General features: G+C 40.3%; 9 protein-coding genes. All 9 read right to left on the bottom strand.

What is annotated here, in order from left to right; all coding sequences use genetic code 11:
* Positions 1-122: 122 nt before the first annotated feature.
* Complete coding sequence (locus B4J23_RS07340) at positions 123-1,673, bottom strand: type I restriction-modification system subunit M (RefSeq protein WP_291359675.1); 1,551 nt, start codon at positions 1,671-1,673, stop codon at positions 123-125.
* Between the two features lie 153 nt (positions 1,674-1,826).
* Positions 1,827-2,834 carry an HNH endonuclease domain-containing protein gene (locus B4J23_RS07345; protein ID WP_291359677.1) on the bottom strand — a complete coding sequence of 336 codons (1,008 nt, stop codon included), beginning with the start codon at positions 2,832-2,834 and terminating at the stop codon, positions 1,827-1,829.
* Positions 2,827-3,411 (bottom strand): class I SAM-dependent methyltransferase, encoded by a 585-nt coding sequence (locus tag B4J23_RS07350; RefSeq protein ID WP_291359679.1) that lies wholly within the window; start codon positions 3,409-3,411, stop codon positions 2,827-2,829. Before B4J23_RS07350 ends, B4J23_RS07345 begins: the two co-directional genes overlap by 8 nt.
* Positions 3,412-3,483: 72 nt before the next feature.
* The gene (locus tag B4J23_RS07355) at positions 3,484-3,714 is read right to left on the bottom strand and encodes a helix-turn-helix transcriptional regulator (RefSeq protein ID WP_180032080.1); all 231 of its coding nucleotides are present in this window, start codon (positions 3,712-3,714) and stop codon (positions 3,484-3,486) included.
* A 79-nt stretch (positions 3,715-3,793) separates the two neighbouring features.
* Positions 3,794-4,678: a hydrolase or metal-binding protein gene (locus B4J23_RS07360; protein ID WP_180032082.1), complete on the bottom strand. Its 885-nt coding sequence runs from the start codon at positions 4,676-4,678 to the stop codon at positions 3,794-3,796.
* Positions 4,679-4,873: 195 nt separating this feature from the next.
* Positions 4,874-5,932 (bottom strand): YqaJ viral recombinase family protein, encoded by a 1,059-nt coding sequence (locus B4J23_RS07365; RefSeq protein WP_291359682.1) that lies wholly within the window; start codon positions 5,930-5,932, stop codon positions 4,874-4,876.
* Between the two features lie 175 nt (positions 5,933-6,107).
* A complete protein-coding gene (locus B4J23_RS07370) occupies positions 6,108-7,139 on the bottom strand; it encodes a DUF932 domain-containing protein (RefSeq protein WP_291359684.1) in 1,032 nt (343 codons plus the stop codon).
* Positions 7,140-7,161: 22 nt separating this feature from the next.
* The gene (locus B4J23_RS07375) at positions 7,162-7,440 is read right to left on the bottom strand and encodes a hypothetical protein (protein WP_131273872.1); all 279 of its coding nucleotides are present in this window, start codon (positions 7,438-7,440) and stop codon (positions 7,162-7,164) included.
* Between the two features lie 105 nt (positions 7,441-7,545).
* Entirely contained in the window at positions 7,546-8,454 is a 909-nt protein-coding gene (locus B4J23_RS07380) for a YagK/YfjJ domain-containing protein (protein WP_291359687.1), read from the bottom strand.
* Between the last annotated feature and the right edge of the window lie 264 nt (positions 8,455-8,718).

Raw genomic sequence — 8,718 nt, forward strand, 5'->3', positions numbered from 1 at the left:
AGCTGGAATACCTGATTCAGTAAAATCAGTTTTAGGTAGACCGTTACCTCGCACTAACTCCCCAATTTCAGCGACAGGCATAAATTCCACGTTGACATCAGCCAATAACTTTTCTAAAAAACTCATGCCTCACCCTCGATCTCTGCCACAATTGCATCAATATCTTTCCGTAGCTGATCAATTTTAGCTACAGTAACTTTCAGCTCTGTGTTCAGTTGCACAATATCGATAACTTCACGAGTATCTTTAGCTTCAACATAGCTACTTACAGACAAGTTGTAATCATTGGCTTTAATCTTCTCAAAAGGAACTGACACAGCAAAATGATCGACATTATTTTTACGATCAAACACCTGCATGATTTGTTCAATATGCTGTTCGGTCAATATATTGTTATTGGTCTCTTTTTTAAACAAACCACTTGCATCTATAAACTGAGTAGACATATCAGTCTTATGTTTCGACAACACCAAAATATTTACAGCAATGGTCGTACCGTAAAACAGGTTCGGTGCAAGTGAAATGACTGTTTCAACATAGTTGTTATCGACCAAATATTGACGAATTTTCTGCTCAGCACCACCACGGTAAAAAATACCAGGGAAGCAAACGATTGCTGCTCGACCTTTGGCAGATAGATAACTTAATGCATGTAACACAAATGCAAAGTCAGCTTTAGACTTTGGCGCAAGTACGCCTGCTGGAGCAAATCTATCATCATTAATGAGTGTTGGATCATCAGAACCAATCCATTTCACTGAATATGGAGGATTCGATACAATCGCATCAAATGGCTTGTCATCAATAAAATGTGGATGGTGGAGCGTATCACCTAGTTGAATATTAAATTTATTGTAATTAATATTGTGCAAGAACATATTCATACGCGCTAAGTTATATGTCGTATGATTGATCTCTTGACCGAAAAAACCATCTTCAATAATGTGTGCATCAAAATGCTTCTTGGCTTGTAGAAGCAAAGAACCTGAACCGCAAGCCGGGTCATAAATTTTATTAACATGCGTTTGATTATGCATTGCTAACTGGGCAATTAGTTTTGAAACATGTTGAGGGGTAAAGAACTCACCACCTGATTTACCTGCATTTGCAGCATAATTAGAGATCAAAAATTCATAAGCATCACCAAACAAATCAATTTGGCTGTCTTGGAAATCATCACCAAAATCTAACTCTGCTACACCTTTCAGGACAGCAGCTAATCGTTTGTTTTTCTCAGGAACAGAATTACCCAGACGATTACTGGTAGTATCGAAATCAGCAAATAAACCTTTAATATCTTTCTCAGATGGATAACCATTCGCAGAACTTTCAATTGCTGAAAAAATTTCGGCTAAGTCAGTATTCAAGCTTTCATTATTATTGGCACTCTTTACGACATTGCTAAAGAGTTGACTCGGTAAAATAAAATAACCTTTGGTTTTTATCGCGTCATCTTTAATCTCAGGGATAATGACACTATCAGGCATTTCATTATATTTGATCTCTTTATCACCACCAGAAATATAATGAGCAAAGTTTTCAGAAATAAAACGATAGAATAACGCACCTAAAACATATTGCTTAAAGTCCCAACCATCAACCGCCCCACGAACTTCGTTGGCAATTTGCCAAATTTGGCGATGAAGTGCTGCTCGTTGTTGGGTACTAGTCATTAATACTTCCTTTAAAAATCAAAAGTTTAAAATACAAAACGCATTAAATAATGGATTGTATTTAATGGGTTGAACATTATAGCGAAATAACTTTGCTAATAGTAATTTGAGAATGATTAATCGAAGCCATATTGTTTTGAACAACTAACCTTTTCAACCATTCCACATTACATAATTATTTTCTTTCCCCTGAGCATAAGCCCACTCTGCTACTTTATGCGAACGTTCTTTATCAGTTAAAAAACCAAGCACAGAGATTTGATCCACGATGATCAAATCATGTTCTTCATTTCGTTCTTTCCACTTATGCAAAAATTCATGTGATGCAAGTAGATTACTTTTCTTCGAATTACAGCTTGAATCAGCCAAAACAAAGTTATGCCCCGTGTCCGATGAATACATAGACCATGGAATGAAATGATCGACTGCATAATTACCCTTTTTCATTGGTTTATTGCAGTAGAAGCATTTACAGTCCTGTAGCTCGACCAATACATTTGCTACCGCATTTAACTGGTTTCGACTTGGCTCAAACATGAATTGTTCAAGATTCGGTAATTGGTTCAAGATTGGAGAGTTACTGCTGTTCTTACGGATGTAATCAATCCAACATTTCTGACACAGCTCTTCAATGATCTCACTGAATTGTCTTAAGCAGAACATGACTTGAGGCAAAAGGATAAGCTGCTTTGCACATTGATCTAGCTGATATAAAAACTCAAAATTTTGACCATTAATATTTTGTAGATACCGCACAGGCATCTCTTTGACAGTTCGGGCGACATCTTTAACCAGCTTTAACCATACCTCCGAGTCTCGTCTTAAAAGTCCGAGAGATGAATACTTCTGCCGAAGTTCAATGATTCGATTCACAATGGCAGCTTGCTTACCATTGTTCTGATTTAAGATCAGTTTTCCCTGATCATTAAAGGTATATGGCACTGCTTGTTTCCAATACAGTTCAATAAACTTCTCAGCAATATCGGTATATTCAAGGGCTAAGCTCTCGCCTGCGCCTTCACCTTTTTCAATCGCCAATCGGCTCAGACTAATAAGTAACGCAAACTTATAGGTACTGCTAAAACTACCCGACTGCAAAATCAGCTGAATATTTTTAAGGAACTTAAGCTGTACCTGCGCCGTAGGAATAAAGTCAAACATATTTTTTCCAAAGTAAATTGAGCCATTTTTCTTGTCGATCAGGTCGCTGATCTACCGTAATCCATTGCTGAATTTGCTCAACATCATCAAAGACCAGAAGTAATGCTTTTGACTGGGCCTCTTCTAAATCAGTAAAAGCCCTTCCATCTTTTTTTCGGTCACTATTGCCGTACTTAAATGACATATATAGCGTGCCATTTGGTTTCAACACTCCTATTAATCTTGCAACGACTTCAGCTAAACGACTACGTTCACAGTGCAATAATGAGGCACATGCCCAGACTCCATCATAAATCCCATGCTCATCAATCTCATAAAAGCTCATTAGTTGAACTCGGACACCAGTAAGTTGAGTCGCTCTTTTTACAAGTTCTATCGAATAATCAATTGCATCAACCTTATAGCCTTTATTTTTAAAAGCTAATGTGTCACGACCTGAGCCACATCCAACATCAAGAATCCGAGCACCTTCAGGTAACTCAGCTAAAAATGGTTGATACAGGCTTTCCATATCAACTTTAAAAGTTGAGACCGTAAACTCAATTGCATATTTATTGTAGTAGTCTATTGTTTTCATTACGGACACTTAGGCTAAAAGACACTTTCAGTCTACAAGAAAACAAAAAAATAAGGGAGCTAAGAGCATCCCTTATTCTCGACTCGCCAACTTACTTTCAATCCATTGATTGATCTCATAAGCTGACCAGCCGATACGGTTCTTGGTGATTTTTACTTTCTTCGGAAAAGTAGGATCATAATAAGGTGAGTTCTCATCCATCATTTCATAGATGGTGGAACGCCCCACACCAACAAAATTTACGACTTGTTTGATGCTAATAAATTGGTTCATCTGAAAAGTCTGACCTACAAAGGCATTCATGATGTTTACTCCTATCTCATGATTTCGAGCAACTCGCTCATGAGATACGGCAATCCCGTAAGATTTTATCCTATTTGATTTAATTCAAAGCCGTCACTGATCCTTTCAATCCCTGCTGAATATTAAATTCAGTCTGATTCTCCTCAATCTGCTGACCTTCAACAGGCTGATAAAACTCCTCAATTACCTCCAAGCTTTCCTCCATATCCACATCCATCCTTCCATTCCCAAAACCCTTCCTTGCGGTAAAGTCTAAAGCTTCCTGATAAAACCCAGCCTGCTTGCTCTGTTCATCAATCTGCTTCGCCTGAATAATGGCCTCATTTAGGCTAATACCCTCCCTTAAAGTTAGATCTACGTAATACACTGGCTGACGGTAACTCTGTGTCGTACTTTTGCCCCGCAATATCAGCTGCAATGGGAGGCATGACAACAAACCATTTGATGCTGCATGGTAATAACTCAGCCGTGCAGCCAAAGTCCGAATACTGTTAAAGCCTGTAGTTCTAAAGATAAAAGTTCCAAATTCATCTGACTCATCCAAGTTCACATGCAAACGCCCATAAGGCTTGCAGTTCCCACCTTGAGCCAGAGGACATAAATCTGGCGATGGACAGGGATGTTGCTCGACTCCTTGATTAGTTAAACGTTGGCAGGTTTCTCCATTACCGACACACACGGGCCGTCCGGTCTGTCGGTCAAATAAGGTGTATTCAGCGCGTAAGTTCAGATCAGGATCATTGAAAATCATTCTGACGGGGATTGAGCGTAGCTTTTGATTGGGAGTATTGGTTCGAAGCTGATCATCTAATGGATGTTTGATCCAGCCTTCTTTGCTTTGAAGCTGGGAAGTAATGGTGAACTGGTCATCCTTTTCCGGTAGGCGTTTGCCGTTCTTTTCGATCATCCGACCGATACTGATACGTCCCAGTATGGGAGGGGTAATTGCTAAACCTTTAATCATGTTGATATTCCTTAATGTATTACGTTACAAATTTGGGTCTATGTATGTAGGTCAGAACAAGGACCAAATAAGTTACCCAAAGAATGTAGAGCCAGATAAAGTGCTACAGAGATCGCGACCGATTTGCTCTCTACCGAAGGGTAGAGAGCGGGGAGCGATTTTTGTGAATTTTTGATTTGGTACTGTTGATAGGGCTTAGTCGGTATAGATGTTGAATCGACGACTTCCCTGCTTTTCAAGTGGGTAAAGCTCGATGAGTTCAGGCTGGTGCTGAAGCAATGCTTTGGTATTGAGACTGATAGAATCCTTGGCTTTCTTCCAGACTACTGAGCCATGAGCAAAGACTGCCCTTTCCTTGTCTTGCATCATCATCTGGATTTCATGTTTAAGCTGGTCAAAGCGTTCCTGCTTATGCTGAATCTCTTCCTTCATTTTGATGAGCTGGTCGAACATCAAATTGGCATTTTCATTTTGCGAGAGATCCTCTACGGTTAAAGGTACATGCGCTGGATAAAGTTGTTGAATCGCTTTAGCTGCGGATTCACTTGCATCCACGGATGGTGGTGTATCCTTTTCCACGCATTCCCAGAAATATCGTTCTGCTTGAACAATATGTTCAATCACCGATTCTGATCGTGTCACTTTGAAGATCTTGGTTTCATGCCCACAGATCAAGACACAAACATGCGCTGCCTGTTTACCAGTCACCGCCAGTTGATGTTGTACCTGACAAAGCACATATAAAGGCACACCATCATGCCACAATTTTGCTCCATGCTCACCTGCTGTTTTGCATTCCAAAATTTGGACTTCATCGCTGCCGACTACGCTGTAATCCAGATTGGCTAACATAAAGTGTTTATCGGGATCAGGATGCTGAAGTACTGCATTGATCCGTCGCACCTTGTTATTGGTGTGCATGCTATAGAACTCTGCCACTAAAGGTTCCAGCTGCTTGCCCCAATACAGCGGTGCTACACCTGAGCTTTGATCTTCAATAGACTGAGCTTGACGGCCCGTTTTGATTAGCCACAGTTCAAGCATCGACATGTAGGGATTAAGACCACAAGCAGTCGCGGCATCACTGCTACCGATACCTTGCTTACGAACTTCAAGCCAGTCCTGATATTCCATCCCTTTGGTATTAACCAATCGCTTGGCTGCTGTTGAGCGTTTAGTCGTGACAGTTGGATTGACTACGATCTTTGATGCTACAGTCGTAGGCTGATGGGAAATAGATACAATTTGATTCATGGAATTATCCTTATAAGTTCTGATCTCTGTAAAAGAAATGCATAAAAAAGCCATACCCGACACGAGGTCGGGTATGGCGATTTGTTTGCTGTTTTAATTGAGAGGGGTTACATGAGTGCTAAGGCTAGCATTTGTTTGGGGTGACCTGATTTCGACATAAGTGAGCAAGTTAATTTCAGGCGATCAAAGCAAGGGCTTGATCCAATCCTTGTTGTTTCACACCAGCACCTGCACCGAACCAAGCTGAGTCTAGTCGATGGTCGGTACTCATGGCACGTCGTTCATGATCAACAAATTCTGTGATCGAACACAGTAAGCCATAAGCGGTATCTTTGGCTGATGACAGGTCAGCACCACGCCCCTGACCATTGAACATCTCTAAAGCTTTATTCATAGCACGACCATTGGGTTCAGGCTTTTTCTCCTGAACTTGCTGCGCGACATTGCGGTAGAACTGGATGATATTTTCTTCAGGGTCAGAAATTGACATGGTACTGTTATTGAACACCGCATCAAAGTAGGCTCTTGCTTCCTGCTGACTCACCTTACGCTGTGTGAGCTGTTTCATTTCATACATGTGCTCATCCCAGGCACGAACTGAAATACCCAATTGCTGCTTCACTTTCTCTGCATCAAACTTGGTACTATGTGGAACCTTCACTACACCTGCACTACTGCTCTGTCCACGTAGAGCAATGGCTAAAGTGTTGTTACAGACCACCCGGATACTTGTGAATTGTGCCGTCGTTGCCAACGTGCCGTCACACGCAGTAGCCAGCAAGATATAACCATTACTGACATCCTTAGACTTTAATGCAGTGCTTTGCCCGGTACGTGCCAAAGCCCAGAACTTCTTCCCACCTTTCAGCACCCCCGCAGTTTCTAGCTCAAAGCCTGATTGTTCAGTCAGATCCCGGTAGAACTCCAGAATCTCTTTAGGCTGAACTTCCTGATAACGCTGACTGACTACAGATAAAGGTGCATGGGTATCTGAACGATACAAGACACGCTGCTCTTCAAATGGCATGATAATGCTCTGACCACGTTCATTTTGTGCCATATAGCTGACGTTCGAGGATTCAATCCGCCAGTCCATCCCGGCTTGCTGTGCCCATACTTCGAGTGGTTGATTCGGACTTAGTTGATTACCGAGACCATGCCAAGGGGTTTCGCCAACATAGGCGATTTGTTCGATTTGATGTGCCATCGTTCTTATCTCCTATGATGATTCAACGAAAGTTTTGCTGACAGTGGTTGCAATGGTAATACGTCAGCGTGATCGGCTTTTTAGGCTCATCAAACACACTACTGAATAGGCCACCAATGACTGCACCTGCAAGCCCGCCAAGCAGTGGTGATACAGGCAAAGGTAAACCCTTTGAAATGGTTGCACCGATAGTTGCGAACGATGCAGATGCGGCTAGACCTGTAGAATCAGACCCACTCACCTGCTGATTAACCACTTGAATAACCTGATCGGAAAAACAATAAGGACAATTTAAACTCATAATATATACCTCTAGAAATGACAAAGGCTCACCGACTGGTAAGCCTTGCAAAGTATTTAAAACCTCGTTTTCATCTAGATAATGTATATCTGAGATTATTTTCATTTAGCGTCTATCATACTGCGCTCTTAACTGACCTTTACCAAATACTCTTCGTCCTCTTGGCTTAACGCGTAAGTATTGAGGAGTACGTTTGTGATGATCAGCAATATATTCCATTGCTCTAATAAAATTTGCTACTTGGGCTGAATCTCGACGATAAATCAAACCGATCCCTAGCTCACCTCTACTTCGAAGTTCCTTTACGCGTTCGCGGTCCCAACAATTATAGCCTTGACCATAATCTCGAGTAATCTTACTCCAAAGCGCGATAATTTTATTCCCCCAATATACTGCACTTCCATCACGATAAGCAGTATCATAAATAATTGCTAAATGACAATGAAAACCTTTACTTCTACCTCCTTGTTCTATTCCCCATATATATCCGATCACATGCTTAAATATACCATCTTTATTTTGGATACGATTAAGAAGCACATCCAAATCATTATAAATATCATCAACTCTAATTCGACCAGAATATTCTTGCAGATAACCCAAATCCACACGTATCACTAATACCCGACTATATTTATCGATAATCGATTCACAGTATTTCCTCAACTCAGCTTTATTTTCATCCTTTTGCTTTTCAATAATCGAATAGTCTCTTTCGAAAGACTTAGATAATTCCAAAAACTGTAATCTCAATTCTCTATATCCAATCATTTTCAATTCATCCTTAAGATCAAAATAATCAGAATCTATTCTCTGTAAGTCATATCTGAGAATAGCAAAGAACTGAAGATAACCCGTGTATTCCTCATCAGGGTCGTATATATCATCAAAGTCTAATAATAGATCTGTAAGCTGTGAATAGAATCCATCCCATTTTGTACGTTCTCTTTTTAAGCGTTTTAAAAAGTTCTCAATCTCAAGTGTAAGTTTTGCCTGATTAATTGAATCTCTCATGTTTAAACCTATGTGTGTAATAGTTACATAAGAGATAGGGAATTCAGTATATGTTTACATTTACTTCTCAATAGGTTGTTAGCTAATAAAAGATAGTATAAATAACCAACGCCCTAGAGAGTCTAAATTTCTCCTGTAGTACACCATCCCCTCCCCACATTAAGAATCTTTTCTCCCTGTTTTACGTCTATATTCATGTAGATACTCATCTTAAAAAAGCTAGAGTTAGGGTAATTACCAAGTATTACCCTAACTCTAGCTTTT

Origin of the sequence: Acinetobacter sp. UBA3025, from assembly GCF_002367915.1 — a bacterium.
In the GTDB taxonomy this organism is placed as follows: domain Bacteria; phylum Pseudomonadota; class Gammaproteobacteria; order Pseudomonadales; family Moraxellaceae; genus Acinetobacter.